Origin of the sequence: Thermoflavimicrobium dichotomicum (genome assembly GCF_900114055.1) — a bacterium.
Taxonomy (GTDB): Bacteria; Bacillota; Bacilli; order Thermoactinomycetales; family Thermoactinomycetaceae; genus Thermoflavimicrobium; species Thermoflavimicrobium dichotomicum.
Map to the genome: position 1 here is coordinate 227,496 of NZ_FORR01000003.1, position 25,419 is coordinate 252,914.

A 25,419-nucleotide genomic window follows, 5' to 3' on the forward strand; every position below is an offset into this window, starting at 1 on the left:
AGCTTAGCTTACATCTAAAAAATAGTGTTAGGTTTTTTTATCCATTGATTGATGGTGTTCATTTTGAAAAATGCATTATTGGTTAAAATGTATATAAAATTGTCTTTTAAATGCAAAGGTGAGGTATGCTAATATAAATTTGTCTGTTTATATTTTTCTAACAAAGAAAACCTTGTTATATGAAGGAGATAAAAAAGCAAAGGAGGCATCTATGAACTGGCGAATTCCGTATACGATCATCCTGGTGATAGCCTGGATTGCGATCGGCTATCTTTATATAGACTATTCCCTTGATTCACCAAATAGAAGTGAAGAAATCTATATTACCATTCCTGAAAAGAGTTCAGTGAAAAAAGTGGGAGAAATTCTTGTTCAAAATAAAATTATTAACAAAGATTGGTTTTTTGCCTACTATATCAAGTTAAAAGGTATTTCCATAAAGGCTGGGGACTATAGCATCAAGCCAAATGAAACCTTGGATGACGTGTTGAAAAAGCTGGTTGAAGGAAAAGATGAAGGAGTGAAGGTTACGATAGCCGAAGGAAGTAATGTCATGGATATTGCCAACAAATTAAAAGAAAAAGGCTTAGATAGTGAAGGGTTTTTAAAGGCTTTGGAAAATCGTCAGCCGAAATATGCATTTGAAAAACAAATTTCGGACGACTCCAGGCGTTACTTTCGGTTAGAAGGTTATTTATTTCCTACGACTTATTTCTTCCATCCCAAAGAGAAACCCGAGAAAATCGTCGATGAGATGTTAAAACAATTTGATATGAAGATTAAAAAGTATGAAGGAAGCATCAAAGGCAAAAGTATACATGGTCAACCTTTGACTCTGGAGCAGGTTGTAACCATTGCATCATTGGTTGAAAGAGAAGCAAAAAGAAAAGAGGAATTCAAGAAGATCTCAGGTGTTATTTACAATCGGCTGAATAAACCGAATGACCCCAACTTCAAAAAATTACAATTGGATGCCAGTCGCAATTTTGCTCAAAAGATGGAGAGTCAGTTCAGAAAGGGGCTGGCCAGGTATTATGATACGTATATTCAGACAGGATTGCCTCCTGGGCCGATCGCTAGCCCTGGTGAAAGAGCTTTGGAAGCAGCCGTTAATCCGGAAGTTCATCAATATTATTATTATGTTGTGAAAGGCGATGGCAGTGGTTTTCATTTCTTTTCATCTACGTTTGCTGAGCACCGACGTTATATTCAGATGAGCAATCAAAACCAAAAGAAAAGAGCAAGCAGTTCGTAACACGAATTGTTTGACTACATACATAAAAACTGACAAAGGTTGATAGGTTGAGGCTACCTTGAAAATATGGATATGTTTCTCCAGTGCTTCGGGATGGGTTCCTTTCTCTGTGACGACTTCTGTACCGTCACAGTCACTCTTTAAGGAATCCATCCCTTTGTTTTATATTTTGCAAACCAGGCACATAAAGGAACCTCTTTCAACAAGCTGAACCACCTTACAACTGACAATGTTTGATTATTGATGAAACGGAAAAAACTTTTGACTCAATTTCTAGTATAACCCTGCACCTTCCTGTCTATGCTGGAAGTTAAAGTGGGGTGATAGGGGATGTGTAGACGTGGACAATGGATCACAGCCAGTCTTATTATTGGGTTAAGCGTAATTATTGTACGACTTTTTATGATTCAAGTGGTTTCGACCCGAGCTTTTTCCTCCACGGAGCTGGATTTAATCCAAAAGGCTAACGAAATTCATCAAAAAGAAATATTGATTGACAGCGGCCGTGGAGCCATCGTGGATCGAAAGGGACAACATTTTGTTGGTGAAGTGAATTTACACCTATTGGTTTTTCCTCAGTCTGAGCAACAAATGAAGTTAAAAGAGGATCAATTTACGAAACTGGCCAAATTCATTCAATATCCGCCTATGCTGTTGCAGAGGGAACTAACCCGCTTGACAAAACCGACTATTTTGACTACTCCTGACCGAAAGGAGTTGGTACTGAATTCAATTCAAAAAGCAGCGATTGAAGAGTTACGAATACCAGGAATTTTTGTTATTGAGTCCGACCAACGGATGGCAGAAAACAAGGTTGCACAGCAGGTGATTGGACGTATTGGTCAGAGCCCTCAAATAACATCCAAACGTTATCAAGAAGAGATGCAAAGTGGAAAATATACTTTAGAGTCCCGGATTGGCATTACTGGTTTGGAAGCAGCATTTGAACCATTTTTGCATAGTGAAGCAGAAAGAGTGCTTCGTTATACAACGGATGGAAGGGGAAAAGCACTCATTGGTGCGCAAGTTCGATTAAAAGAAAAAAAGAGCACAGATCCTCCTTATGTCGTTGTGACAACACTTGATAAAGAACTCCAGGCTAAAATTGATCAGATTTTGGCTGAGGAGCAAGTGGACGAGGGAGCTGTGGTTGTGCAAGAGATCCAAACGGGAAAAGTATTGGCAATGAGTAGTCGTCCATCTGGGAAAAATAATGTTCAGGATAAAAATCCTTGGGATAACAGAGCCATCATGGAAGCGACCCCTGGATCGATTTTCAAAACAGTCATAGCGATTGCAGCATTAGAAGAAGAAATCGTTCGACCTGATACGGTATTCCATTGCCAGGGGCATTTGGAGAAATATAAATTGAAGGATGAGCGAGAGCAGGGACATGGCAAAATTACTTTTGCTGAAGCGTATGCAAAATCATGTAATATCGTTTTTGGACAGGTGGCAGAAAAATTGGGAGGAGAAAAAATAGAGGCTTATGCCCGCCGACTTGGATTGGGGCAAGAGATTATCTGGTCGGGAAAATTGTTTAAAGAGGGATCATTTCGGCAGTTACCGCAAGAACAAACAGGGGTCATATTTGCCAGTGAGGAATTAAAAAAAGATGCAGGTGCAGTAGTACAGGCAGGAATTGGCCAAAGAGATGTAAAAATAACTCCTCTGCAAGCAGCAAATCTGATTACGGCTCTTTTTCATCGGGGAAAAACGCTAAGCCCACGGATTGTCACTGAACTGAGAGATCAAAATGGGCAAGTGCTTGTTTCATTTCCCAACAAATACTTGCCATATAGCCAGCTTCTCAAAGCCAGTACCATTAGGGAAATGCAGAAAATGATGCGCATGGTTGTCAAAGATGGAACAGCTACTGCACTAATGAAGACAAAATGGCCTGTGGCTGGTAAAACGGGTACGGCACAGGTAGGAGTCGAGAATAATCTGTATCATAAATGGATGGTCGGATTTGGACCATTTTCCCATCCAAAGTATTCCGTTGCTGTTATGATTCGTTCAGTCAAGAGTTCAGATGATGCCAGGGCAAAAAAGATTTTTCAAAAGGTGATGGATGAAATATTTCTACTGGAATCACAAAATAATAACGACAGAAACAAATAAAAAACTTGCTGTTCATTAACATTATATGTAAATTTTTCAATAAAAGGTTTTTGAAAATGGATGTAAAAAACCAAATTGAATAAGGTTGAGTTGTTTTGAATCAGCGATTATGATATTAATAAGAAAGTAAGAGTTAAAGGAGTAAACAAGATGAAGATTACGGTGAATTTATCGAAGGTTGAACTGGACTTGATTGAAGATGCATTGGTTCATTATTCAAATCTACTAATGAAGTCCGAGAATCGAGATGACATGGTGGATGTTGAATACGAACTCCAACTCTGTAAACGTATTTTTGAGGAATTTGGTATGGAAGCTGAATTTGAGCTGGAGAACTTGCAGCAAGAATTGAAACAGAACCAAATTCCACCAACATCCATGCCAAATCAGTATCCTTTTTCTCGCTAAACTGAGCCTCCTGATCGAGGAGGCTGAATCAGCTCAAAAGACTAGATCTATATAGAAAAACGCAGATCCAGTGATTAAGTTTCAAAAAAGAGATTAAAAAACATTCATGCAATTGGCAAAAATGTCCATGTAAGAGGAACGATCAGTTGTCTGTTGATGAATGGTATTTTGCATGATCTTTATCTGGATGCGGTATTGATCGAGTTACAACATGACGACATGGACATTTGTCTATGTTTTTCGTGTCGAGTTCTTGTTCAGGATGATCTGACATTGACTCAATGATCTTGGGGTTCATGATATGTAAAAATTTTGAAAAAAACGATGTCGATGATCCCGAGCAGGGAAGTCACAAGAAAGGCTATTGACTAATGCAAAAAGTCAATAGCCTTTCTTGTTGTGAATTATAGTGGAATATTAAAAGCCCAAGCGATCAGAAGAATAACACCTGCCAAGATGAAACGATAGATAGCAAATGGAGTCAAGTTGATTCGCTTTAATAGCGCCAAGAAAAATTTGATCGAGATAATGGAGACTATAAAAGCGGTCACAAAACCAGTAATAAAGAAAGGCAGGTCACTGGCATGAAGGATGTGCCAGCTTTCCAAGAGGTCTTTGCCACTGGCTGCAACCATCATTGGCAGACCTAAAATGAAAGCAAAATCAGCTGCGGTGCGGTGACTGATTCCAGCGATCAATCCTCCGGAAATCATGGAGCCTGAGCGTGAGAAGCCTGACCATAGTGCCAAACACTGGAAAAGCCCTACCATGAATGCTTGCTTGTAAGTTACTTCATCTAATGAGTTTGCTTTTGGAGCGGGTTTGAATTTTTCAGCCAGAATCATCAGAATGCCACCAGCGACAATGGCTAAAATGACAAATTTGGTTGTACCCATGAATTTCTTGATTTCATCATAGAAAAGTAATCCAACAATCACAGCTGGAGCCATTCCGATTAAAATGTGGATGATCGAGAGCTTGTTTTTTTTGTGTTTTTCTCTTCTACTTAATGTGGTATGGGACTGTTGGAATATCAGATCTTGATTAGGGACAGCCTGGGCGTGCATGTGAGCTTGAATTTGACTTTGCTCCTCTCTATTTTTTTCACCCACTTCAATACCAATCAGGCTCAGGAGACGCCTCCAGTAGACAACGGTTACCGCCAGCATCGATCCAAGTTGGATCACAACAAGGAAGACTTCTCCTTTTGGTTCATGATAGTTAAGAAAGATGTTCTTAACCAAAATCATATGCCCTGTGGAGGAGACAGGAGCAAATTCAGTTAAACCTTCAACAATCCCTAAAACAACTGCCACAAAAATTTCCCATAGTTGCATGGATCAGTCTCACTCCATTCGTTACATATATTTTTCCGCTTCCCCTTTATACGAACTAATTGTATCATTTGATCTTTAAAACGAAAGTAGTATTTTTATGAACATTGACGTCAGGAAAATTTTTGTGTCCATTATAAATGTTCCATAGGAATTCAGAATGATCTTTTTTATCTTTCGCGGATTCTATTGAAATCCATCTTGGTTTGTTACAGCCTCAAAAAATTTTAGGCTATTTTGTTATAGCCAAATATGGAAAAGTTGAGTTTTATTGAACAAACACATACAATAAGAAGGAAATAAGTTGTACGGCATGTATTAAACAAAGGAGCATTTTATATGGGGAAAGAGCAAGATATTATTCAAAAGTTGATGCAGATGCGTGTAGGACAGATCATCGTTTTTTCGACGAAAGATCCGACAGAACCTTTGGAAGTGGAACGGATTTTTGTTGGAAAGAATCCTGGATGGATTATTTATTTTCGAGGAGGGCGGGAAATTATTCGTGAATTGGATAAAGCGGTGCAATTTATTAGTCAGCACTGGGATTTTGACTTAAGATCTTTTTTACAAAAGCAATTGCTCGATGTAGGGGAGATTGAGGATTTAGGTGAATTCTAATAAAAAATGGGCAGAAAGATTCTGCCCTGTTTTTGTTGATTATGTATGGAGTAAACTGCTTTTGATCAGTGCTTCGATTTTTATTTTGGCTTGTTCTGGAGAGCTGATTTCATCGGCAGTAAAGGTATATTTTCCCTCTTTCTCATTGAGGTGGAACAATTCAAATAACGCTCCATGATCTTCTGTTACTTTCATAATAAAATCATAGTAAAATTCGAGTTCTTGGTCTGAGGTGCCTGGCTGGAGGTAAAAAGCTACTTGATTAAATTTGCCAGCAAAATGAGTCGTAGGCTGGAAGTGAATAATTTGACCCCAGCGCCCTTGTTCTGGTGTCAAGGCTTCCCACTTTGGCTTGAATCCCAGAAGATCAAGCCCGTCCAAGAAAAGTTTAGTCATGCCGGTTGGCAATACTTTTATATAATCGCGGTCATGTGAATCGATGCCACGTAAGATTTCCAAGTCACTGTCAAAAAAGTATTTGGTACTAATCGATGAGAAAGGGATATGATTTGGGCAAGTAAAATGAAATGGGAATGTTTTGATTTCATCAGGCTGAACGGTAAATGGTTCTTCGCTGATCGAAATAGCAGCAATTTTTTCTGTAATTTTGTTCAAATTTGCTGCTTGATGAGATTCCATTTTAAAATTGACAGATAAGCCTTCAATGGTTTGCTCTGTGCTTCCGCCTTTAACGATGATCTTTCCCGTTACCTTTTCGCCTGCAGTTACATAAGGTTTGTCCAAAATGAGATCAATTTTTGCAGAACCTACACCAAGCGAAGCTAACAGTGTTTCAAACACTCCGTATTCCTCCTTGCTATAGCTTATAACCGCAAATTTATCATATCATAGACAGAAAAACATGAAGAAAAAATTTTGATTCATTTTTTGTTAAATCTATGAAAAGGAGGAATAGAAGCTTTAAAGATGGCCCGGATTAGTTCCAAAATAAATGCCGTGGATTGCCATTCCTGAATATCTAGTTGTTCTTTTTTAACGAAAATGACAATTTTTGTAAATTATTGGTTACTCCTTGTAATGCCCGAGCCCAATTTTTCTCCATGTATGTTTTGGCTCTTTGTGGGTTTTTCTCCTTAAAAGCCTGGATGATTTCTTCATGATCTTTGATCGAATGGGAAAGTAACTCTTTCGAGTGCTCAAAATACAACATTTCATAGCGTTTCACATGCAAGTGCAACGTATGAGTAAAAGAGCTGATATAAGGGTTATTGGCTGTATCGATAATCAACTGGTGAAATGCCCGATCAATTTCTAAAATGGAACGCGCATCATTCGAGTGGATAATTTGGCTGAACTCTTCATTTAATGATTCGAGTTTTTCAATTTTCTCATCGGTAATCAGATGAGTGGCCAACTCTGCTGCCAGTACTTCGAGAGAAGTCAAAGGTAAATAAATGTTATATGCATCTTCTGGTTTTAGTGGAGTCACTCTGGTTTCTTTTCCAGGCTTCATTTCGACAAAGCCTTGTGTTTCCAGAATTTGCAAAGCTTCGCGAATGGGAGTACGACTAACACCAATAATTTTGGCTAATTCTGTATCTACAATTTTTTCGCCCGGTTGCAAAGTACCATCCGTAATCCAATTTTGCAATAGAGTTAAAACCTGGTTCTTGGCGGAAATTCGATGTAATTTCGGCAAGTCATTTGGAATGGGCATAAGCTATTCCTCCTATCTAACTTCTTTTCCATTATAACAAATGCAATATATTGCGATGTGATCGAACCCATTATTTCGAAAAAAAACTGCTGACCATAAAGGTGCCAGCAGTGAAGATCCCGATATATGAACTTTTATCCATCACCAAGTGAAGGGGTTCCATTGACTTTGGACAGAATCGATTCATAAATTCCCATACTATGGCCATGAATATGGCTAACTTCTTCCTTTAACAATCGGCTGAGCATCTGTTTTTCCTCAGGGGTTAACTCTGCTTGCAAATCACGAAACTTCTTTTGTAACTCGCTGATGATCTGAAGGCCTGCTCGTGCTTCACCTTGATAAGTTGGATTCTGAAATAACTGATGAAGTCGAGCTTCTTCTTTTTCTAAGCGCTCAGACAAGATATTCATTTCTTCCAAGGATAAACGCATGTGATTTCCTCCCGCTTGTATTAGGCAGTTACTGATTTTAGTATTGGTCTGATGCAGGAATGATCATACATGTATGGATTAGGGAAAAGAAATAACACAAACAACATCATGATAGGAAGGAAACTTATGCGACCACATGCGTTAGTTGTAGGCGGAACAGGGATGTTGAGAAAGGTTTTTGTATCTGGCGGAGCAGGGATGGATGGTCAGTGTAATCGGAAAAAGGCCAGAGCGTCTACAATCTCTGGTTAGAGGCGCCAGAGATCTTGGCGGGTCTATTTATCCGATTGCCATCGATTATCATGATACAGTGCGATTAAAAAAAGTGCTTTCCAAATCAGTCAGTCAATATGGCTCGATTGATTTGGCGGTGGTATGGATTCATCGAACTGCTCCAGAAGCACCTTATCTTGTCGCGGAACTCGCAGGGAATAAGGAGAAACCGTGTCGTTACATTCATGTGTTGGGAAGCAGTGTATTAGATCCATCTCAACCAGAATCAGACCGTCTTATCCGATTTCAGCAATATCCGAATATCAAATATCAGGAAGTGATTCTGGGTTTTGTGCTGAGAAATGATCATGCCCGTTGGTTAACCAATCAAGAAATTAGTCATGGAGTTATCCAGGCCATTGAGAGTCAGCAGACACGGTCGATAGTAGGAGTTGTCTCTCCCTGGTCGAAGCGACCTCGTTAATCCGTTCTTTTTCTTCTTTTTTGATGATTTTTCCCTGCTCTAGATAAATAATGATGTCGCCCAGTTTTTTGGCTTCATTTAAATCATGGGTTACGATGATAAATGGAATTCGCCACATCTGATGTAGCCGCAAAAGCTCATCCTGACATTGGATCCGGGTCTTTTGATCAAGCGCAGATAATGGCTCATCAAGCAATAAGATCGAAGGTTCAGTAGCGAGAGCGCGTGCCAGCGCGACTCGCTGTTTTTCTCCACCAGAGATTTGATGGGGATATTTGGATCGCAAATGTTCAATGCCCAGGATTTGTAATAAAGGTCGCAAGAATGTGTCCGCATCTTTTTGGTTCTTGATTTTTAGACCATAGCGAATATTTTTTTCAACGGTCATATGTGGGAAAAGCGCATAGTCTTGAAAAAGGTAGCCCACATTTCGTTTTTGAGGTGGGAGCGGTTTTTGCCCCTGTGCAAAAAAGACACGATCATTCAATACAATGGATCCTGAATCTGGAGTGACCAGTCCGGCAATACAGTTTAAAATGGTGGTTTTTCCTGAGCCTGATGGACCAAAGAGAACGAGAATTTGTTGCTTCAATTGAAAAGAAATGTCCAGCTGAAAATGAGCCAGTTGCTTTTGAATCTGTACAGTCAGCATGCTGATCTTTCCTTTTCTATTGATGATTCTTCGGTACCTGATAACGAAAGCTTTTTTTGTTCCACCAGTTTAACCACATAATCATGCTAAAACCGAGAGCCACGATAATCATGACCCAGAATGAAGCCTTTTCCATGTGGCCTGATTCAACAGCAAAATAAATGGCAATGGGGAGAGTTTCTGTTTTACCTGGAATATTTCCGGCAATCATTAAAGTAGCTCCAAATTCTCCCAATGCCCGAGCGAATGAAAGAACGATCCCGGCCAGAAGTCCCGGCCATCCCAGGGGGAGTGTGATCGTCCAAAAGACTCTCCATTCAGAAGCCCCCATCGTGCGTGCCACATCTTCCAATCGATGATCGATACTTTCGAAAGCAGCCAAGGCACTTTGATACATTAAGGGGAAAGAAACGACAATCGAAGCAATCACAGCACCAATCCAGGAAAATACGACCTGTATATCAAACCATTCAAGCAAACATTTTCCCAAAAATCCATTTTTCCCAAAAAGAATCAATAAACCAAAACCAATCACCGTTGGTGGTAACACAAGTGGCAAAGTAAAAAGGGACTCCAGAATACTTCTTCCCAGAAATACTTTGCGTGCAAGTAGGCGTGCAAAGAGAACACCTGTGAAGAAAACAAAGATCGTGGAGATGCCTGCTACTTTGAGTGAAAGAAATAAGGGGGAATAGTCCAATTGTTCCATGCCTTTTTTCGTCCCCTTCTTGATGGTTCATTTATTTGAAGCCATATTTTTTCAACACTTGTTTTCCTGCTTCACTATTTAAATAAGAGAGAAAGGTTTGTGCTTCTTTTTGATGGGCAGAATGGGCAATGATTGCGCCTGGGTAAACGATGGGTTTATGCCACTCTGGTTTGGCAGTGGCCAATACTTTTACATTTTTGGCGGTTTGAGCATCACTCGCATATACAATTCCCATTTCAGCATTGCCAGACTCTACAAAAGCCAAGACTTGACGTACATCCGAACCCATCACGAATTTCTTTTCCAATTTATCCCATAATTTCAATTTTTGTAGAGCTTCTTTGGTATAACGACCTGCCGGAACACTTTCAGGTTCGCCGATGGCAAAATGTTGAATCTGATCAGGACGAATTTGTTCAAAGGAAGAGATTGAAAAGGATTTATCTTTGGGAGTAATCAGGACGAGCTCATTTTGGGCGAAATCGACTCGCGAGTGTTCAACAACAAGTTTTTTACTTTGGAGATCATCCATATCTTTTTTGCTAGCAGATAAAAACAGATCGCTAGGTGCCCCTTGTTCGATTTGTCTGGCTAACTTTCCAGAACTGCCAAACTGAAAAGACAGTTTGATGTTTGGATGTTCCTTTTCAAAAGATGCTTTCAATTCGTTTAAAGCATCTGTTAGACTGGCAGCAGCTGTAATTCTTAATTCAACCTGTGAAGCGTTTTCAGAAGATGAAGAGGAAGCAGAACATCCAAACAATAACAATAGAATCAAGCAAGACATTCCTATCAAGCTTACTTTTTTGAGCATAGGAATACCTCCATCAATATAATTAGATATAACTAGTTATAATTATTTATATCTAATTATACTAAAAAATATCATTGATTTATATAAAACCTTTGACTAGTATTAAAATGCAAAAATATGTAAGAATGGTTGGTGGGCAACATGTCAAAACCGATTTCTTATACCACAGAAGAGATTGCCCAAATATTAAAAGTATCCAAACTGACGGTGTATGACTTGATTAAAAAAGGGGAATTACCTGCTTATCGTGTTGGGAGACAAATGAGGATTGATGCCGCTGACTTAGAGGCTTATAAAGAAAGAGCGAAGGGAGCCAGACTGATCCATTCGTCTATTTTGCCGCCTTCTGGTAATCAAGTGCCTGTTTCTGCCTCAGTGCAGACACTCGTGATTAGTGGACAGGATGTGAGTTTGGATATACTGACCAGACATCTCGAAAAACAAAATCAATCGCTGCGTCCGCTTCGTTCTTATGTTGGCAGTTTAAATGGACTGATTGCCATGTATCGCGGGGAATGTGATGTAGTAAGTACGCATCTGTTTGATGGAGAGACAGGGGAGTACAATCTTCCTTACATTCGACGGATTTTGGTGGGCTATCGCTTTATCGTTGTTAACCTGTTGTCTCGGTGGATCGGGTTTTATGTTGCCAAGGGAAATCCCAAGGGAATTCATGAGTGGCCTGATCTGCTTCAGCCTCATGTTCGGATGGTGAATCGGGAGAAAGGGTCCGGAGCAAGAGTATTTGTGGATGAGCAGTTACGTTTACACGGGATTTTACCACAGATGATCAACGGATATGGCCAGGAGGAAAGCAGTCATCTCGCTGTAGCGGGTTCTGTAGCCAAAGGAGAAGCTGATGTTGGAGTTGGGATTGAAAAAGCAGCTCTGATCGTGGGTGTTGATTTTATCCCACTGATGAAAGAAAGATATGATTTGGTCATCTTAAAAGATGCCAAGCCACCAGAGCACGTGGATACTTTGTTACAAGTGTTGCAATCGGATACGTTTAAAGATGAACTGCAAGCGATTGGTGGATATAATACATCACTGACTGGAACAGTTCTTTTCGAAAGCAAATAATCGAATTTATACAATAAAAAACATCCCCAATCGGAATGGGAAACACGGATGGGGATGTTTTTTATTTAGATGAAATTCCCTTGAATTTGACATAACATCACTAACCGGACTTCCATGATCAGCAGATTAACATAAAAAGATTTGTTTTGAACATAAATTTTTTCATTAGGAGTTATCCAGAAGCATACAAATTGGCTGAAAGCGAATGCCCAGTACGAACAGACATCCTATCTTCTTTCGTTCGACTTATGTTGTTTTACGTCTTCTTCAAAGACGGTGAGTGCAGCTTCCGCAATGATAACATCCTGTTCAGCAGTCCCACCGGATACACCAATTCCTCCTACCAAATGTTTTCCGATATACATCGGCAGCCCTCCGCCAAAAATAACAAGACGGTCTGTATGGACGATCCCGTGTAAAAGAGAGGGTTGCTTTTGGATCATGGGATACCAATCGGCAGTAGGGATTCCGAAAGCCACTGCTGTGTAAGCTTTATTTTGGGCAATTTCCGAACTCAACAATGGGGCATCGTCCATACGAACAAATGCCTTGAGATTCCCACCGTCATCCATAATGGCCACATTCACGTTTATTTCTAATTCCGACGCTTTTTGCAATGCCGCTTCCAGCATTTTCAATACAGTTTCCTGCGAAACAACTGGCTTCTCATAAAACACTTGCGCAAACCCCCTTTCAATTGCGCTCTTGCACATTTCGGAATGTTCGGACATGGATCTTTCCATCTTTTCGTTCATTCAATGCTGTCAAACAATTTATCGATTTAAAAACTGAAGCACCAGGTCACAAAACGGTTTTGTCTTTTCAATCTGTGTCCAGTGGCCGCATTGTGAAAACACATGTAATTCAGCATTCGGGAGCAAGTGTGCCAGCTTCCAACTGGTTTGCTCCAACGGGATCACGCGATCCTCTCGACCGTGGATTAACAAGGTGGGTTTATCGATACCCTTTAACTCTTCTTCCTTTAATGCAAGAGCATCAACATGACGTTGGCGTGGAGAGGGAAACATCGTAGAAAATGATTCTTGGAATCCTTCCTGGATACTTGCCTGATAACGCAGTTCGACCAAGTCATCGTTATCAGCCATTGATTGATCATGGGAGAAGGTGCGGATTAAGCGTTTCATGTTATCAAAGCTTGGCGTATAACCCCATACCGCATCCAATTCTTCCGTTATCGGGAAGCTTACGCCCACGCTGCCCATCAAAACAAGTTTGCCTACTAAGTCAGGCCTGCGATGTGCAATATGCAGCGCTAAAGCACCACCCATTGAGTTGCCGATAATCGATAGATTTTGCAGTTCCAATGCTTCGATAAACGCAATCATATGATCTACCCAAATGTCAACCGAGTAGCGGATTCCTTCCGGTCGTTCGGTATATCCAAAGCCGACAACATCGGGGGCGAACAAATGAAAATGTTTCGATAAAATGGGAAAAACCAGGCGCCAGTTTGCCCATGCAGACACTCCCGGACCCGACCCGTGAATCAACAGAAGCGGATCCCCTTCTCCGTCCTCATGAAAGTGAGTATTGATGCCCCCGGCTTCCATGTATTTTCCTTGTTCTACCAATCTGATCACCCTAACGTTTGTAACTGGACTTGACATAGAGTCAAGATTCACGCAAAAATGATACAAATACTTGGGAAAGAGCCAGTGATATCACTGGCCCCTTCCACATTTTTAAACGCTGAGGTCAACATAGAATGGTGGTTCAATTTCCAGCATACGGGCGTAAGTAATGAGCTGCCCCTTATGGTGTGCTTCATGTCCGATTAGTCGGTGCAAAACTTCAACGACTGGCTCTGTAATATTAAATGCTTTTATCGTAACCTCTTTCTGCAAATCACTGTCAGTATACGCGGAAATTTTGGCCTCATGCTCCTTCGTCAACTCGTCTAGGAGTTGGCGGGCCTCTTCAATCGTTGCGGGAACAGGTGGGATATTTAGATCATCCCGTCCCTCAATCGCAGCAAAGAAAAAATCAGGAGTCCATGCAATGTGATGTAGCAGTTCCAATGTGCTCATTCCACCTGACCAAGGGCGCCATGAAGCCCCGGACTCGGGCAATTTCGCTGCCAATTGGATAAGTGCATTGCGGTGCATCCGCCAACGTTTTAACACTTGTTGAGTTGGAGTAAGTACATTTGACATCAATAAAACCTCCTTCAACAATAAACATTCTTTTTGATATTTTATAAATATATAAAATATTTTATTTATTACGTTTGTGGATCTGTAGTATTGTAGATTGTTCGCTCACGTTTCCTTTAAAGAGACAGCATGATCCCTTTGATCATGCGCTTGAAATGTGTAGATTCGATGTTTTTGTGTGTGCAATTTTGCTATCGTGTTGTCCAAAGCAGGAACTCATCTGGACTTTTTTGAGATCGGCTTGCCAGGAAGTGGATACACATTCCCAAGCCGGTAAAACCCACTTCATTCTTTGCCATTTTGCATTTTCATTTTTCAGTTTGCGAATGGTTGTGCCAGGCGTTCACGAATGCTGTCAATCACGGTCTGCCAGATGGAAGGGTCAGAGGAAATCTTTTCTTGAAATTCACGATACATCTGAAGCTGCTTTTCTTCAAATTGCGGATCTTCTTTGTCAGGCAACCTGCTACGCATCTCATCAATGATCTGTTGCACTTCGGGGGAACGGGGACCCCAGACCGCTTTTTGCTCTCCTTGTGGATCGATGAAGATAAAGATCGGTATGGAGCGCGATTTGCCATTGGTCAAATACTGATCCATCAGTTCCAGGTTTTCATCGCGGATCAGCATGCGCAAATCGAAATGGGCCACTTCGGCAATGCGTTTCAGGATCGGTACACACAGCATGGCGTCTCCGCACCAATCTGCCGTGAGAACGATCACCCGCCAGTTTTGGTCCTGTGCTTTGGCAAAGAAGGTTTTCTCTTCATCGGAAAGCCGGACTTTTTTATAGATACTTAGCATCCTTTCCCGGTTGACGCTCATGCTGTCCACATACTGTTCATAAGTCATTCCTTTGTGAAACCAATCGTTCAGCTGCATGGAGAGACCTCCTTATGTCTCGGTGAAAACCAACGATTGCTCTTCTATCAGGCTGCAGCATACCCCGCAAACCAGGACCAGAATCATGTTTTTGAAACGCTTACAGTTTGCCCAAAGCTTTGACGAGTTCTTCTGCCATCAACTCAGATGATGCCGGATCCCGGCTGGTGATAATCTGTTTATCCGCCCACACAGCAAACTTCGGCTGATCTAGTGCGGAGATGTATTCCCCCACCTTGCGGAGCTCCTGTTCAAGGCTATAAGGAAGATGTGGAACTACATCAGCAGGTTCCCACTCATCCGGAAAACCGGTTACTTTCTTTCCGGCAAGAATGGGTTCACCATTCGGGCGAACTGTTTGAGCAAGAACGGCGGGAGCATGACACTCAGCTGCTATAATGCCACCTTTGTCATAGATTTCATTAATAATTCGATGTGCTGCCGGGTCATAGGCTACGTCGAACATTGGACCGTGTCCACCAACAAAGACGACAGCATCATAATCCTTGCCAGACAGATCCCCAAGTCTAAGCGTCCCCTTGTTACGGCCAAGCTTTTCAAAGGCTCTGGATTCACCGTTTGGATCCCACTGTTCACTTAGACTAAGTTCATCAACCACTCCATCACCGCCCTTTGGAGAAGCAATTGTTACCTCATGGCCAGCATCTTCCAAAGCCTTCAACGGAACACGGAATTCCTCAGACCAATACCCTGTCCGATAGTTCTTCACCTGAACACCATTGGAGATTACCATAAGTACTTTTGCCATCATTAAAACCTCCTCGGACGTTTAATTGATACTTTTTAATATTAAGAAAACTTGCGGTCTAACAATAACAATATGATAATTAAATTTATTTGTCAACAATAATTAAATTTATTTTCCAACAATTATTATTCAGAAATGAAATATTTTTTAATAATATTAAGGAATATCACAGCTGCTGATTAGCGAAAATTAACATAAATATCTCTCAAATCCTGAATAAAAAAGTTAAAGCGCCAACAAAAACCATAGCGAGGTGTGTCCTGCGAAAAATAGTAACATTATTTTAAAGATTCTACATTCTACAAGAACTATAGTCACTGTCAAACGGAAAAAAGGACCTGCCAGAACGATTGATTCCAGCACGATTACGGTTGGTTTAAAACGGACTGTCCTGGTCTTCCTGTCAAGATGATAAAGCAGGGATCAAATTACATGTGAAGTTTGATGTTCATTTCTATCTATACAGGTTGAAGATTTTGAAACAAAAAGTATGCGGTATGGTGGGACAGCTTTCGTGACCGTGAAGAGCAAATAAAAGGACATTTGGCGAGCCTGGATACCATGAATTCTTCAGAGGGGACAGGAATGTCCTGGAAACACCCGAGTTTTGGAGATGTTTTTATTTGCGTTTTCCAGAGAGTGTTTGATACGCCTTTTGGTGGCAATCCGTCTTAACCCTTCTTGCAAGAGGTGGATGCGTTGATATAACTGTCATGGTTTGTGCGAGTATCCAGTATTTTTCATGAATACCGCAAAAAAGAAGAGTATTGAATGAAATATTGTATATTTTTTTGCGGTACATTTTTTTTAGAAAAGATGTTACATTCCATACATAAGAATTTTTTTATAAAATCGAAATACAAAAACATATCTGATTAAAACGTTTTATTGGTTGAAGACAGATGGGAGTGCACCGTTTCCATGGAGCCCCCCTGGATCTTGGTGTCGGCGGACCGGTGTTGGCACTGTGGACAAGTTGGGGTCTGACAACGAACAGATGTATCTCTCCCCGGCTATCGGAGATTCACGCCTTGAACTGGACCATCCCGTGCTTATGTCTAATAGGGGGTGATACATGTAGTTCTCTGATCGTGTATTCACGTATAAGATCCAAGACATTCATACTTATTATGAAGGAGGAGAATCTCATGCCAAAGCTAGATCGGAGTGCGTATTACGATCTCACGCGAGACATGAACTGGAAACTCCGTTACGTTTCCGAAGAGGAAGCTTTCCCTGAGGAACAGTCGAAATCCTACGGAGTGCCGGCGGAAGCGTGGTGGGAATGGGACGAGCCGTATAAGGTGACTTATCGGGAATACGTGTATAACCAGTCTGACAAAGACGCATCAACTTACTCTGTCAAGTCAGCCATTGCTCGTTCCAAGCTCTTTGACCAGGTGGACCCTGGGTGGAAGTCGGCCATCACTGCCCACTACGGCGCCATTGCGTATGGTGAGTATCTGGCTTCCATTGCCGAGGCGCGGATGGCCCGTTTTGGCCGGGCAGCTTCTTGGCGGAACATGGCCACCTTTGGTACCTTGGATGAAACGCGGCACGGACAGCTTCAGCTTTACTTCCCCTACGGCTTGTTGCGTAAGCATCCGCAGTTCGACTGGGGACATAAAGCGTTCCACACCAATGAATGGGGGGCCATCGCCGCCCGAAGCCTGTTTGACGACATGTTTACCGCCAACGATGCCGTGGGTACCGCCATCCAGCTTACGTTTACTTTTGAAACCGGTTTCACAAACCTCCAGTTCCTCGGGATGGCTGCAGACGCCATGCACGTGGGCGATGTGGAGTTCGGCTCGCTTATCTCCAGCATTCAGACGGACGAATCGCGCCATGCCCAACAAGGGGAACCCACTCTCCGGATTTTGCTGAGCCAAGGCAAAAAAGAAGAAGCCCAACGGCTCATTGACGTCATGTTCTGGCGTTCGTGGAAACTCTTTGCCCTGTTGACTGGGTTCTCCATGGACTACTACACACCATTGGAGCATCGCTCCATGTCGTTTAAGGAGTTTATGGAGGAATGGATCATCAAGCAGTTTATCGATCAGTTCCGGGACTTCGGCCTGGAAAAACCTTGGTACTGGGACATCTTCCTGGATGAGCTCAATTGGCTCCATCATGCGGACCACTTGGGCGTCTGGTTCTGGCGGCACACGGTCTGGTGGAATCCTGATGCAGGTGTCTCGCCGGAAGAGCGGGAGTGGCTGGAAGCCAAGTACCCGGGCTGGAACGACAATTTTGGTCGGTACTGGGATGTGATTACGGAAAATATCCGGCAGGGCCGTATCGAGAAAACATTGCCGCAAACCCTTCCCATGGTATGCAACATGTGCCATATTCCCGTTTGTACTCCTTCTGAACCGAAACAACGGCACATCGCACCGTATGTTTCCGAGTACAATGGCCGGCGCTATCAATTCTGCTCGGAGCCCTGCAAGTGGGTCTTCGAAATCAACCCTGAGCGCTACGCTGGTCATCTGAACATTGTCGATCGGTTCCTTGCCGGGCACATCCAGCCGCCGACCGTTGAGGGCGCTTACGCATACATGGGTCTGACGCCGGACGTCTGGGGCGAGGATGCCGAAAATTACGCCTGGGCTTTTAAGAAAGCTGAGGGTGGCAAAGCGACTGCTGTCTGATGAAATCGTCAAAGACTCCGTCGGGGCGCCCGGATGGGTGCCCGGTACGGAGATTGTGGGAAAGGAGAGGATGATTATGGCAATGTTGCCGATCACGGCTGCTCACCGTGAAGACTTTGTAGTGTTGGTGGTCCCGATCGATGACACGGATACCATGGCGCAAGTGGCGGAAAAGGTGGCTGCTCACACCGTGGGCGTGCGGGTGGCACCGCGAGAGGCTCCGCTGAAGGTGATGTATAAGGGGCAGGTGCAACCGGACCATGTGACTGTCGGAGAAGTTGGGATTGGACTGATGGATTTTGTCGAGGTGTTCTACGATGAGTGAAGTCAAGGAGAAAATCCGTTGGTTTCCCGTTTTAACTCTGGATGATCTGTGGGAAGGTGAAATGCTGGACGTCGAAGTAGAGGGTGAAGAGGTCCTGTTGATCCACCTGCCCGGCGGGCAGATCGTAGCGTATCAGGGGATGTGCCCGCACCAGGAGATTTCGCTGGCCGATGGAGAGTTGAAAGACGGGACGCTTACGTGCACTGCTCACCGCTGGCAGTTTGAAGCCGCCACGGGAAACGGAGTCAATCCGAAGAACTGCCGTCTCTATCGCTATGAAGTAAAGGTTGAAGGCGAGCAGGTGTACGTCGGCTTCCTTGATGGAGAAGGTCGGCGCTACAACCGCTGCACGGCAAAGTAATACAAGGAGGGCTGCTGGCATGGACAAGGAAGAGGTAAAACTGGTGGGTCCCATCGTTCGGGATCCGGATATGGCTGATGCGCTCATCGCCGTGATTGAGGAGGATAACCCGGGTACAGAAGTCATCATTGATGACCGGGGTGGGTATGTCCGTATCCATACACCTTGGCGGTGTCGGATTACCCGTCGTACTCTCGAGGAAGTGTTGGGACGTTCCATCACTCTGTCTCAGATTGAGCCCGAGCTGGTTTCGTTTGCAGGTCGTATGCGTTATGTCGGTGACGACGAGATTATTTTCTTCTTGGAGAGGGAGGATTAAGCTATGGCTCAAGTACCCCAACGACGCCGTGCGAAGGCGTGGAGTTTGTGGGAAGGACGTCGGATCCCGAGTGAGTATGAGGTGATTAGCCACAAGCTGCATTACCATTTTCGTCGTGACCCTGCTCCTTTTGAGCTGGATCCGAATACCCCGCTCAACCAATGGTACAAAAAGTACCGGGAAGGGTCTCCGTTTCAGGTGGACGATTGGGAACAATTCCGTGATCCGGACAGCGTGACGTATCGGGATTATATCCAGCTGCAAAAAGAACGGGAAGTTTATTTGGATAACCTGATCGACGAATTCGAACGGCAAGATCACTACGCCAAACTCTCCAAGCCATGGGTGGATTTGCTGGAGCAGCTGTACATCCCGAGCCGTTTTTCGGGCCATATTTTGCAGATGGTTGCCCTGTACATGGCCCAGATGGCGCCGGCTTCCTATATCACCAACGCAGCTTATTTCCAAGGGTCTGATGAGATGCGGCGCGTACAGCGTTCCGCGTACTTGGCCAAGGTCTTGTCGCTAGACCATGGTGAGCATCTGGCTGACTCCCAGCGGACACGGGCGATCTGGGAAGACGATTCCCACTGGCAGCCATTGCGGGAGCTGCTGGAGAAGTTGTTGATCGCCTATGACTGGGGCGAGTCCTTTGCTGCACTCAATCTGGTTGTAAAACCTGTATACGATGCCTTGTTCATTCGCCAAATTGCTGAGCTGGCCCGCTCGAATGGGGATACTCTGCTGGCGCTGATGCACGATGACTTTGGCCTGGATAGCCAGCGCAGTCAGCGCTGGACGACAGCCCTGGTCAAATATGCGGTCGAACGGCAGCCTGAGCATCGGACGCTGCTGAAGGATTGGGTTGAAAAGTGGACGCCCCTTGCTTACCGGGCTGTAGAAGGTCTGGCACCCCTGTTTGCAAAGGCGCCGCAGCCGATGCAATCAGGGAAGGTGGTCGAGGCAGTCTGCGACACCCATAAGGCTTTCTTGGTGGAGGTTGGCCTCGAGTGACGATGGGAGTGCATGTTGTTACCATTGAACCTTCAGGGCGCAGCTTTACGGTGGAAGAAGGCGAAACCATCCTTGGCGCTGCCCGAAGAGCGGGCATCTGGCTTCCGTTTGAGTGCGGATGGGGAAGTTGCGGCATGTGCAAAGCCACGCTGGTGGAAGGCAATGTGAAGTGCATGTTGCCAGAAGCCCCGGCTCTGTCGGAACGGGACCAGCGACGCCGGCGCATCATTTTGTGTCAGAGCGTGCCGGAAAGTGACGTGGTGCTAAAGGGATGCACGCTTCTGGAGGAACCGCCGGAAAATCTGGCTACGGCCGATTATCGGGCTGTGATCGCAGAAGTGGAAGAACTTGCTCCTGAGGTTGCGCGTTTTCGCCTTCAACTTGACCGGCCTGCTGATTATCGGCCGGGGCAGTACGCCATCCTCAATCTTGGCGATGGACTGCGACGAGCTTACTCCATGGCCAATCTGCCGGGAACCCGGGAGGTGGACTTTATTGCTCGCCGGTATCCCAACGGATCAGGCAGCCAAAAATTGTTTTCTCTGTCTCCCGGTACGGAGCTGACATTGGAGTTGCCCTACGGAACTGCCTATCTCCGTGAGACATCGCGACCGCTGGTGTTTATCGCCGGTGGAACGGGGATCGCACCCATCCTCGCCATGACACGGGAGTGGGCGTCTAACGGCGGCCGGACGGGAAAGAGCCTGACGATCTTTTATGGCGCACGGACGCCCGAAGATCTGGTGTGCCTGGAGGAGTTGCAGCAGCTAACGGGTTCGTTTCCGCAGGCGCAGGTGATTCCCGTTGTCAATGAAGGCGGTGCCGGGTGGTCCGGCGAGGTGGGGTTTGTTACGGATGCCTTGCTGGGACGTCTCGCTGAACCGTGGGATGAATACGAGTTTTATATGGCTGGACCGCCTGTGATGGTACAGTCGGTGCTGAAGTTGCTGGAGGAGGAGGGGCGAGGGGTGTCGATCACCCAGGTGCATTATGACAGCTTTGGATAAAAAACGGATGCGGATCTCAAAAGACCTGCCGCCCATGCTTGAAAACCTTCTGCAGCGCACGGGACCGGCTCCACACATCGACGTGCGGTATCCGTGCCTGCAACAGGAAGACGTTTCCCCGACGAACCTGCGGGAAGAGCTCCTGCGCATGGCGACTCGTTTGCCCGGCGTTGTGCTGCAACCAACGGAGCTCTCGGTTCCGGCCACGGCGCTGGTGTTGGAGGAAGCGCTTTCGGAAGGGCAACCGGAAGCGTTTATCCGCGGCCAGGAATTTGCGTTGATCCGTACGGATGGTAGCGTCCATTTGTCACTTATGCCTGAGTGGGGCGAGCAGGTTCTAAGAAAGGGATGGGCATGTATTCACCCGTTGGTGCGTTATATGGCGGGGGTTTTGCCCCCACAAAATATGATCGTCTACGCGCCGCGCGATGAGAGAGAACTTGAGGTGGTGTGGCGCATTGTGCAGGCGGGTTACTGTTATGCGAGAGGCTGGCTTGTGGAGCTGGACGAGAAAGGAGGAACCCAATAGTGAAGGCTGCTGTATATTATGGTCCGCGTGATGTGCGGATTGATGACGTGGAGAGCCCGCGCATTCAGGCTGGGCATGAGATGCTCGTGAAGGTGCGCGCAACGTCCATTTGCGGGTCCGACCTGCATATATACCGCGGGACGCTGGATGCCATCATGGAAAGAGGAAAGTCGGGTCTTGGCCATGAGCTGTCCGGAGAAGTGGTTGAGGTAGGCAAGGCAGTGGGCAACTTTAAGCCAGGCGACCGGGTGACCATGGCCTATTCGGCATCCTGCGGTGAGTGTTTCATGTGTCGGGTTGGCCAAACAGCCCATTGTACCATCACGAATAAAGCGGTTTACGGCTTTGGCACGGCATTTGGTGACCTGAATGGCACACAGGCCGAATATCTCGTGATCCCATACGCTGATGCCCACGCTATGAAGGTGGACGGGACACTGGATGACGAGCAGGTACTCACGCTTTCGTGCAATTTGCCTTCGGCTCTTATTGCTAACAACTTGGCTGATGTTCAGTTGGGAGAATCGTTGGCTATTGTCGGTTTGGGTCCCACGGGAATCATGTCGCTGGAGTTGGCCCTTCACCGCGGCCCGGGTCGAGTGTTTGCCCTTGATCCGGTATCCTATCGGAGAGAGTATGTGAAGGAACGGTTTGGGGTTGAAGTTCTTGATCCGAGTGATCCCGAGGCGCTCGAGCGTGTCCGTCAGGTTACGGAAGGGCGGGGTGTCGACAAGGTCATTGAGATTGTGGGCACACCGGACAGTTTGCAGCTTTCCCTTGACCTGGTTCGGCCGGGGGGCACGGTCGCAGCCATCGGTGTATTCACCACGGACCAGTTCAACTTGAATCTTTCTGACGTCTTTCTCCGTGACATAACCATGCACATGAATGGTTTTGCCAACGTGCAGCCGTACATGTATGAGGCGCATCGTTTGTTGCTGGAAGGCGTCATTGACCCGCGGCCGTTGTTTACCCATCGCTTTTCACTCGAACAGGTGAGTCAGGCGTATCAGGTGTTTGCTGACAAATTGGACGATGCATTGAAGGTGTTGATCCGACCGTAAAGGGGGGGTTTCACGTGTTTGGTCCTACAGAGCCAGCTGCTGTTGCTTTACAACAAGCCGCAGAGGAGCGGGGATTTGTGGTGGCGTGGGCACCGACAGATTTGCCCTCATTCGTCGTGAGTCGGTACCGCAACTGGGTTGAGGACATGCGGCAGGCTGGCATGGGCCAACTGGCGAGAAACATCGAGGTGCGCCTTAATCCGAGTTCGCGTCTGGCTTGGGCCCGCAGCGCCCTTGTCCTGGCGGCTCCTCACGGGTTTCCGGATCCGGGACCACCCCCCGGTGGTGTTCGTATCGGCCGCGTGGGCCGCATTTTCTGGGTGCGGGAACAGGATTACATTCAGCGGCGGGTGCAGCCGCATCTGGACGAGTTGAAGGAAATCTGTCACCGCTTGGGAGGGCGCTGCCGTGATTATGTGGAGCAGGGGCCGTTATCATTCAGGAGTTACGGTGTGTTGGCGGGTCTGGGCTGGATCGGCCGGAACGGGATGCTCATTAATCAGCATTTGGGTTCGTATATGACGTTGGCTGTCCTGCTAACAAGCTTTGAGTTAGCGGATGCATCGGAGCATCCGTTCCGGTGCGGCCGCTGCAAACTTTGTGTCGAGAGTTGCCCTACAGGTGCCCTGATCGGCGATGGCACCCTGGATGCCAATCGATGCATTTCCTATTGGACGACCCAGCACTTGGATCTCATCCCTTTCAAGTTTCGAGAGAGCTTGGGCGATTGGTTGTTTGGTTGTGATGAGTGTCAGTCCGTATGCCCGTGGTCGCCGGAAGCCAGTCGTTTTTGGGAAGGGTATGAGCCGGATCCAGACCTTGCTCATCCGGATTTAACCGATTTTCTTGTCCTGTCAAATCACGCTTTTGCCCAAAAGTATGCCCAAAGCGCGTTTGAACGCGTTGGCCGTCCCCGTATGGCCCGCAACGCTCTGGTTGTGCTGGCCAACACCCGGGATTCCGGTTATCTGCCCCTTGTCCGGCTGGGGTGTGAGGATCCGAGTCCACTGGTCCGGGCGACTGCCGCGTGGGCCTGTGTTCGCCTGGGTGGGAGGAAGGATGCAGAACGGTTGCTATCAGACCCCGAGCTTTTGGTTCGCGATGAAGCTCGGCGGGCCCTGGAATTAGGGTAGGAAAGGTGCCAATGACGATATACGTACATCCGGCCAATATATTGCTCCTCCCTGTATCTGTAGTGAGCGCTTTTGGCGGTGTGCACCTTGGACATGTTAGAAAAGGCTACAGTGTTCCTTTTCAATCTATCGCCGGGCTCCGAAATCATCTCGCCAAGATCGAGGAGCTATCCGGCGTCATCTGAGAGAGGATAGCGGTAGCTTTAAGTTGCAATTGGCAGTACGGATCTACTTCACCCTGCAACTGTTCCAGACACAAAATTGGTATTATTGTACACCAAAAGGAGGTGAGTGCTTCTAAGAAGGAAGCAGATCTCAACGCCAATTCACTTTATTCAGGGAGGGAAAAACATGTCAGCAAAAAAGGAAAAGAGTGTAAACAGACCGCTCACGGGAGAGGAATTTTTGGAGAGTATTAAGGACGGCCGCGAGCTCTGGCTGTACGGGGAGAAAGTGAAGAATCCCGTCGACCATCCGGCTTTTCGCAATTCGGCCCGCTCCATCGCTCGCCTGTATGACTCACTGCACGATCCCAAATACAGGGATTTGCTGACGACGGAGACGGATACCGGTTCCGGCAGCTACACCCACAAATTTTTCCGTGCCAGCAAAAGTGCCCAGGAGCTGCTGGAGGCCCGTGATGCCATCGCTACCTGGGCCCGCCTCACTTACGGACAGATGGGGCGCTCGCCAGATTACAAGGCCTCCTTTCTGGGGACCCTGGGGGGCAATCCGGAGTACTACGCTCCATTTGATGAAAATGCCCGCCGCTGGTACAAGGAAGCTCAGGAGAAGGTCTGGTTTTTCAACCACGCCATCGTCAATCCGCCAGTGGACCGGAACAGGCCGGTGCACGAAGTATCCGACGTCTTCGTTCATGTGGAAAAGGAGACCGATGCCGGAATCATCGTGAGCGGAGCCAAGATGGTAGCCACCGGGTCGGCCTGCTGCCACTACAACTTCGTCGCCCATTACGGTCCTTCCCCGGTGCAGAAAGAGGAGTTTGCCCTGGTCTTTATTGCACCGATGGATACGCCGGGAGTGAAGCTGATCTGCCGGCCGTCCTATGAGTACAACGCATCGGTGATGGGCAGCCCCTTTGATTATCCCTTGAGCAGCCGCTTTGACGAAAATGATACGGTCCTGGTCTTCGATAAAGCGCTGATTCCCTGGGAAAACGTCCTGATCTATCGCGATCTGGACAAGGCCAACGGTTTCTTCCCGATCAGCGGTTTCCTGAACCGGTTTACCTTCCACGGCATGACCCGCCTGGCGGTGAAGCTTGACTTTATCATCGGTCTGTTGCTGAAAGCCATCCGGGCGTCAGGTACCGACCAGTTCCGCGGGGTACAGGCCAATGTCGGTGAAGTGATCGCCTG

29 protein-coding genes are annotated in these 25,419 nt (G+C 45.9%); 17 read left to right on the plus strand and 12 right to left on the minus strand.

Annotation, left to right across the window (positions count from 1 at the left end; translation table 11 throughout):
• Positions 1-211 precede the first annotated feature (211 nt).
• The 3 genes from mltG to BMZ78_RS05535 all read left to right on the plus strand — a co-directional run bounded on the left by mltG (position 212) and on the right by BMZ78_RS05535 (position 3,787).
• Positions 212-1,255 (plus strand): endolytic transglycosylase MltG, encoded by a 1,044-nt coding sequence (gene mltG / locus BMZ78_RS05525; protein ID WP_093228640.1) that lies wholly within the window; start codon positions 212-214, stop codon positions 1,253-1,255.
• A gap of 330 nt (positions 1,256-1,585) precedes the next feature.
• The gene (locus BMZ78_RS05530; RefSeq protein ID WP_093228641.1) at positions 1,586-3,379 is read left to right on the plus strand and encodes a peptidoglycan D,D-transpeptidase FtsI family protein; all 1,794 of its coding nucleotides are present in this window, start codon (positions 1,586-1,588) and stop codon (positions 3,377-3,379) included.
• A 150-nt stretch (positions 3,380-3,529) separates the two neighbouring features.
• Positions 3,530-3,787 (plus strand): hypothetical protein, encoded by a 258-nt coding sequence (locus tag BMZ78_RS05535; RefSeq protein WP_093228643.1) that lies wholly within the window; start codon positions 3,530-3,532, stop codon positions 3,785-3,787.
• A gap of 404 nt (positions 3,788-4,191) precedes the next feature.
• On the opposite strand, the gene BMZ78_RS05540 is transcribed toward BMZ78_RS05535, so the two are convergent.
• Positions 4,192-5,124 (minus strand): undecaprenyl-diphosphate phosphatase, encoded by a 933-nt coding sequence (locus tag BMZ78_RS05540; protein ID WP_093228645.1) that lies wholly within the window; start codon positions 5,122-5,124, stop codon positions 4,192-4,194.
• Between the two features lie 336 nt (positions 5,125-5,460).
• Here BMZ78_RS05540 and BMZ78_RS05545 point away from each other — a divergent pair, with 336 nt between their 5' ends.
• Entirely contained in the window at positions 5,461-5,742 is a 282-nt protein-coding gene (locus tag BMZ78_RS05545) for a hypothetical protein (protein WP_093228646.1), read from the plus strand.
• A 39-nt stretch (positions 5,743-5,781) separates the two neighbouring features.
• Here the strand turns inward: BMZ78_RS05545 and BMZ78_RS05550 are convergent, their stop codons facing one another.
• From BMZ78_RS05550 to BMZ78_RS05560, 3 genes are all read right to left on the minus strand, one after another.
• On the minus strand, positions 5,782-6,543 hold the full coding sequence (locus tag BMZ78_RS05550) for a sporulation protein (protein WP_175482312.1): 762 nt from the start codon (positions 6,541-6,543) through the stop codon (positions 5,782-5,784).
• Between the two features lie 178 nt (positions 6,544-6,721).
• The gene (locus tag BMZ78_RS05555; protein WP_093228649.1) at positions 6,722-7,420 is read right to left on the minus strand and encodes a GntR family transcriptional regulator; all 699 of its coding nucleotides are present in this window, start codon (positions 7,418-7,420) and stop codon (positions 6,722-6,724) included.
• A 134-nt stretch (positions 7,421-7,554) separates the two neighbouring features.
• Complete coding sequence (locus tag BMZ78_RS05560) at positions 7,555-7,854, minus strand: hypothetical protein (protein WP_093228651.1); 300 nt, start codon at positions 7,852-7,854, stop codon at positions 7,555-7,557.
• A gap of 202 nt (positions 7,855-8,056) precedes the next feature.
• Here BMZ78_RS05560 and BMZ78_RS05565 point away from each other — a divergent pair, with 202 nt between their 5' ends.
• Positions 8,057-8,551 carry a Rossmann-fold NAD(P)-binding domain-containing protein gene (locus BMZ78_RS05565; protein WP_139203270.1) on the plus strand — a complete coding sequence of 165 codons (495 nt, stop codon included), beginning with the start codon at positions 8,057-8,059 and terminating at the stop codon, positions 8,549-8,551.
• On the opposite strand, the gene BMZ78_RS05570 is transcribed toward BMZ78_RS05565, so the two are convergent.
• Genes BMZ78_RS05570 through modA form a run of 3 tightly spaced genes read right to left on the minus strand, consistent with a single transcriptional unit; the run spans position 8,475 to position 10,726 of the window.
• On the minus strand, positions 8,475-9,203 hold the full coding sequence (locus BMZ78_RS05570; protein ID WP_093228654.1) for an ABC transporter ATP-binding protein: 729 nt from the start codon (positions 9,201-9,203) through the stop codon (positions 8,475-8,477). The genes BMZ78_RS05565 and BMZ78_RS05570 overlap by 77 nt on opposite strands.
• A 16-nt stretch (positions 9,204-9,219) precedes the next feature.
• Positions 9,220-9,912 (minus strand): molybdate ABC transporter permease subunit, encoded by a 693-nt coding sequence (gene modB, locus BMZ78_RS05575; RefSeq protein ID WP_093228655.1) that lies wholly within the window; start codon positions 9,910-9,912, stop codon positions 9,220-9,222.
• A 31-nt stretch (positions 9,913-9,943) separates the two neighbouring features.
• Entirely contained in the window at positions 9,944-10,726 is a 783-nt protein-coding gene (gene modA / locus BMZ78_RS05580; protein ID WP_093228658.1) for a molybdate ABC transporter substrate-binding protein, read from the minus strand.
• A 141-nt stretch (positions 10,727-10,867) separates the two neighbouring features.
• On the opposite strand from modA, the gene BMZ78_RS05585 reads away from it, so the two are divergent.
• Positions 10,868-11,809, plus strand: a complete 942-nt coding sequence (locus BMZ78_RS05585) for a helix-turn-helix transcriptional regulator (RefSeq protein ID WP_093228659.1) — start codon at positions 10,868-10,870, stop codon at positions 11,807-11,809.
• A gap of 227 nt (positions 11,810-12,036) precedes the next feature.
• Here BMZ78_RS05585 and BMZ78_RS05590 read toward each other — a convergent pair whose 3' ends face one another.
• From BMZ78_RS05590 to BMZ78_RS05610, 5 genes are all read right to left on the minus strand, one after another.
• Entirely contained in the window at positions 12,037-12,486 is a 450-nt protein-coding gene (locus tag BMZ78_RS05590; protein ID WP_281244538.1) for a GlcG/HbpS family heme-binding protein, read from the minus strand.
• Positions 12,487-12,582: 96 nt separating this feature from the next.
• Positions 12,583-13,401 (minus strand): alpha/beta fold hydrolase, encoded by an 819-nt coding sequence (locus tag BMZ78_RS05595; RefSeq protein ID WP_281244539.1) that lies wholly within the window; start codon positions 13,399-13,401, stop codon positions 12,583-12,585.
• Between the two features lie 111 nt (positions 13,402-13,512).
• The gene (locus BMZ78_RS05600) at positions 13,513-13,983 is read right to left on the minus strand and encodes a DinB family protein (RefSeq protein WP_093228661.1); all 471 of its coding nucleotides are present in this window, start codon (positions 13,981-13,983) and stop codon (positions 13,513-13,515) included.
• Positions 13,984-14,298: 315 nt separating this feature from the next.
• Positions 14,299-14,865: a thioredoxin family protein gene (locus tag BMZ78_RS05605; RefSeq protein ID WP_093228663.1), complete on the minus strand. Its 567-nt coding sequence runs from the start codon at positions 14,863-14,865 to the stop codon at positions 14,299-14,301.
• 100 nt (positions 14,866-14,965) lie between these two features.
• A complete protein-coding gene (locus BMZ78_RS05610; RefSeq protein ID WP_093228664.1) occupies positions 14,966-15,634 on the minus strand; it encodes a type 1 glutamine amidotransferase domain-containing protein in 669 nt (222 codons plus the stop codon).
• A 1,148-nt stretch (positions 15,635-16,782) separates the two neighbouring features.
• On the opposite strand from BMZ78_RS05610, the gene BMZ78_RS05615 reads away from it, so the two are divergent.
• The 11 genes from BMZ78_RS05615 to BMZ78_RS05660 all read left to right on the plus strand — a co-directional run.
• The gene (locus tag BMZ78_RS05615; RefSeq protein WP_093228667.1) at positions 16,783-18,288 is read left to right on the plus strand and encodes an aromatic/alkene/methane monooxygenase hydroxylase/oxygenase subunit alpha; all 1,506 of its coding nucleotides are present in this window, start codon (positions 16,783-16,785) and stop codon (positions 18,286-18,288) included.
• A 76-nt stretch (positions 18,289-18,364) separates the two neighbouring features.
• Positions 18,365-18,613 carry a toluene-4-monooxygenase system B family protein gene (locus BMZ78_RS05620; protein WP_093228669.1) on the plus strand — a complete coding sequence of 83 codons (249 nt, stop codon included), beginning with the start codon at positions 18,365-18,367 and terminating at the stop codon, positions 18,611-18,613.
• On the plus strand, positions 18,606-18,974 hold the full coding sequence (locus BMZ78_RS05625) for a monooxygenase system ferredoxin subunit (protein ID WP_093228671.1): 369 nt from the start codon (positions 18,606-18,608) through the stop codon (positions 18,972-18,974). Before BMZ78_RS05620 ends, BMZ78_RS05625 begins: the two co-directional genes overlap by 8 nt.
• Before the next feature lie 19 nt (positions 18,975-18,993).
• A complete protein-coding gene (locus tag BMZ78_RS05630) occupies positions 18,994-19,293 on the plus strand; it encodes an MmoB/DmpM family protein (protein ID WP_093228674.1) in 300 nt (99 codons plus the stop codon).
• Between the two features lie 3 nt (positions 19,294-19,296).
• Positions 19,297-20,307: an aromatic/alkene monooxygenase hydroxylase subunit beta gene (locus BMZ78_RS05635; protein ID WP_093228676.1), complete on the plus strand. Its 1,011-nt coding sequence runs from the start codon at positions 19,297-19,299 to the stop codon at positions 20,305-20,307.
• A 2-nt stretch (positions 20,308-20,309) separates the two neighbouring features.
• Positions 20,310-21,314, plus strand: a complete 1,005-nt coding sequence (locus BMZ78_RS05640; RefSeq protein WP_093228713.1) for a 2Fe-2S iron-sulfur cluster binding domain-containing protein — start codon at positions 20,310-20,312, stop codon at positions 21,312-21,314.
• Positions 21,298-21,843: a luciferase domain-containing protein gene (locus BMZ78_RS05645; protein ID WP_217644993.1), complete on the plus strand. Its 546-nt coding sequence runs from the start codon at positions 21,298-21,300 to the stop codon at positions 21,841-21,843. The genes BMZ78_RS05640 and BMZ78_RS05645 overlap by 17 nt, the downstream gene beginning before the upstream one ends.
• Positions 21,843-22,907, plus strand: a complete 1,065-nt coding sequence (locus tag BMZ78_RS05650) for an alcohol dehydrogenase (protein ID WP_093228678.1) — start codon at positions 21,843-21,845, stop codon at positions 22,905-22,907. Before BMZ78_RS05645 ends, BMZ78_RS05650 begins: the two co-directional genes overlap by 1 nt.
• Positions 22,908-22,921: 14 nt before the next feature.
• Positions 22,922-24,040 carry a tRNA epoxyqueuosine(34) reductase QueG gene (gene queG / locus BMZ78_RS05655; protein ID WP_093228681.1) on the plus strand — a complete coding sequence of 373 codons (1,119 nt, stop codon included), beginning with the start codon at positions 22,922-22,924 and terminating at the stop codon, positions 24,038-24,040.
• Between the two features lie 11 nt (positions 24,041-24,051).
• Positions 24,052-24,225: a hypothetical protein gene (locus BMZ78_RS18710; protein ID WP_175482314.1), complete on the plus strand. Its 174-nt coding sequence runs from the start codon at positions 24,052-24,054 to the stop codon at positions 24,223-24,225.
• Between the two features lie 166 nt (positions 24,226-24,391).
• Positions 24,392-25,419: 4-hydroxyphenylacetate 3-hydroxylase family protein (locus BMZ78_RS05660; RefSeq protein ID WP_093228683.1), on the plus strand; the 1,028-nt coding region annotated here is incomplete at its 3' end.

Bases quoted from the DNA above. Each gene is read 5' to 3' on its own strand.
- mltG (WP_093228640.1), top strand. From the start codon at position 212: ATGAACTGGCGAATTCCGTATACGATCATCCTGGTGATAGCCTGGATT.
- BMZ78_RS05530 (WP_093228641.1), top strand. From the start codon at position 1,586: ATGTGTAGACGTGGACAATGGATCACAGCCAGTCTTATTATTGGGTTA.
- BMZ78_RS05535 (WP_093228643.1), top strand. From the start codon at position 3,530: ATGAAGATTACGGTGAATTTATCGAAGGTTGAACTGGACTTGATTGAA.
- BMZ78_RS05540 (WP_093228645.1), bottom strand. From the start codon at position 5,124: ATGCAACTATGGGAAATTTTTGTGGCAGTTGTTTTAGGGATTGTTGAA.
- BMZ78_RS05545 (WP_093228646.1), top strand. From the start codon at position 5,461: ATGGGGAAAGAGCAAGATATTATTCAAAAGTTGATGCAGATGCGTGTA.
- BMZ78_RS05555 (WP_093228649.1), bottom strand. From the start codon at position 7,420: ATGCCCATTCCAAATGACTTGCCGAAATTACATCGAATTTCCGCCAAG.
- BMZ78_RS05560 (WP_093228651.1), bottom strand. From the start codon at position 7,854: ATGCGTTTATCCTTGGAAGAAATGAATATCTTGTCTGAGCGCTTAGAA.
- BMZ78_RS05565 (WP_139203270.1), top strand. From the start codon at position 8,057: ATGGTCAGTGTAATCGGAAAAAGGCCAGAGCGTCTACAATCTCTGGTT.
- BMZ78_RS05570 (WP_093228654.1), bottom strand. From the start codon at position 9,203: ATGCTGACTGTACAGATTCAAAAGCAACTGGCTCATTTTCAGCTGGAC.
- modB (WP_093228655.1), bottom strand. From the start codon at position 9,912: ATGGAACAATTGGACTATTCCCCCTTATTTCTTTCACTCAAAGTAGCA.
- modA (WP_093228658.1), bottom strand. From the start codon at position 10,726: ATGCTCAAAAAAGTAAGCTTGATAGGAATGTCTTGCTTGATTCTATTG.
- BMZ78_RS05585 (WP_093228659.1), top strand. From the start codon at position 10,868: ATGTCAAAACCGATTTCTTATACCACAGAAGAGATTGCCCAAATATTA.
- BMZ78_RS05600 (WP_093228661.1), bottom strand. From the start codon at position 13,983: ATGTCAAATGTACTTACTCCAACTCAACAAGTGTTAAAACGTTGGCGG.
- BMZ78_RS05605 (WP_093228663.1), bottom strand. From the start codon at position 14,865: ATGCAGCTGAACGATTGGTTTCACAAAGGAATGACTTATGAACAGTAT.
- BMZ78_RS05610 (WP_093228664.1), bottom strand. From the start codon at position 15,634: ATGGCAAAAGTACTTATGGTAATCTCCAATGGTGTTCAGGTGAAGAAC.
- BMZ78_RS05615 (WP_093228667.1), top strand. From the start codon at position 16,783: ATGCCAAAGCTAGATCGGAGTGCGTATTACGATCTCACGCGAGACATG.
- BMZ78_RS05620 (WP_093228669.1), top strand. From the start codon at position 18,365: ATGGCAATGTTGCCGATCACGGCTGCTCACCGTGAAGACTTTGTAGTG.
- BMZ78_RS05625 (WP_093228671.1), top strand. From the start codon at position 18,606: ATGAGTGAAGTCAAGGAGAAAATCCGTTGGTTTCCCGTTTTAACTCTG.
- BMZ78_RS05630 (WP_093228674.1), top strand. From the start codon at position 18,994: ATGGACAAGGAAGAGGTAAAACTGGTGGGTCCCATCGTTCGGGATCCG.
- BMZ78_RS05635 (WP_093228676.1), top strand. From the start codon at position 19,297: ATGGCTCAAGTACCCCAACGACGCCGTGCGAAGGCGTGGAGTTTGTGG.
- BMZ78_RS05640 (WP_093228713.1), top strand. From the start codon at position 20,310: ATGGGAGTGCATGTTGTTACCATTGAACCTTCAGGGCGCAGCTTTACG.
- BMZ78_RS05645 (WP_217644993.1), top strand. From the start codon at position 21,298: ATGACAGCTTTGGATAAAAAACGGATGCGGATCTCAAAAGACCTGCCG.
- BMZ78_RS18710 (WP_175482314.1), top strand. From the start codon at position 24,052: ATGACGATATACGTACATCCGGCCAATATATTGCTCCTCCCTGTATCT.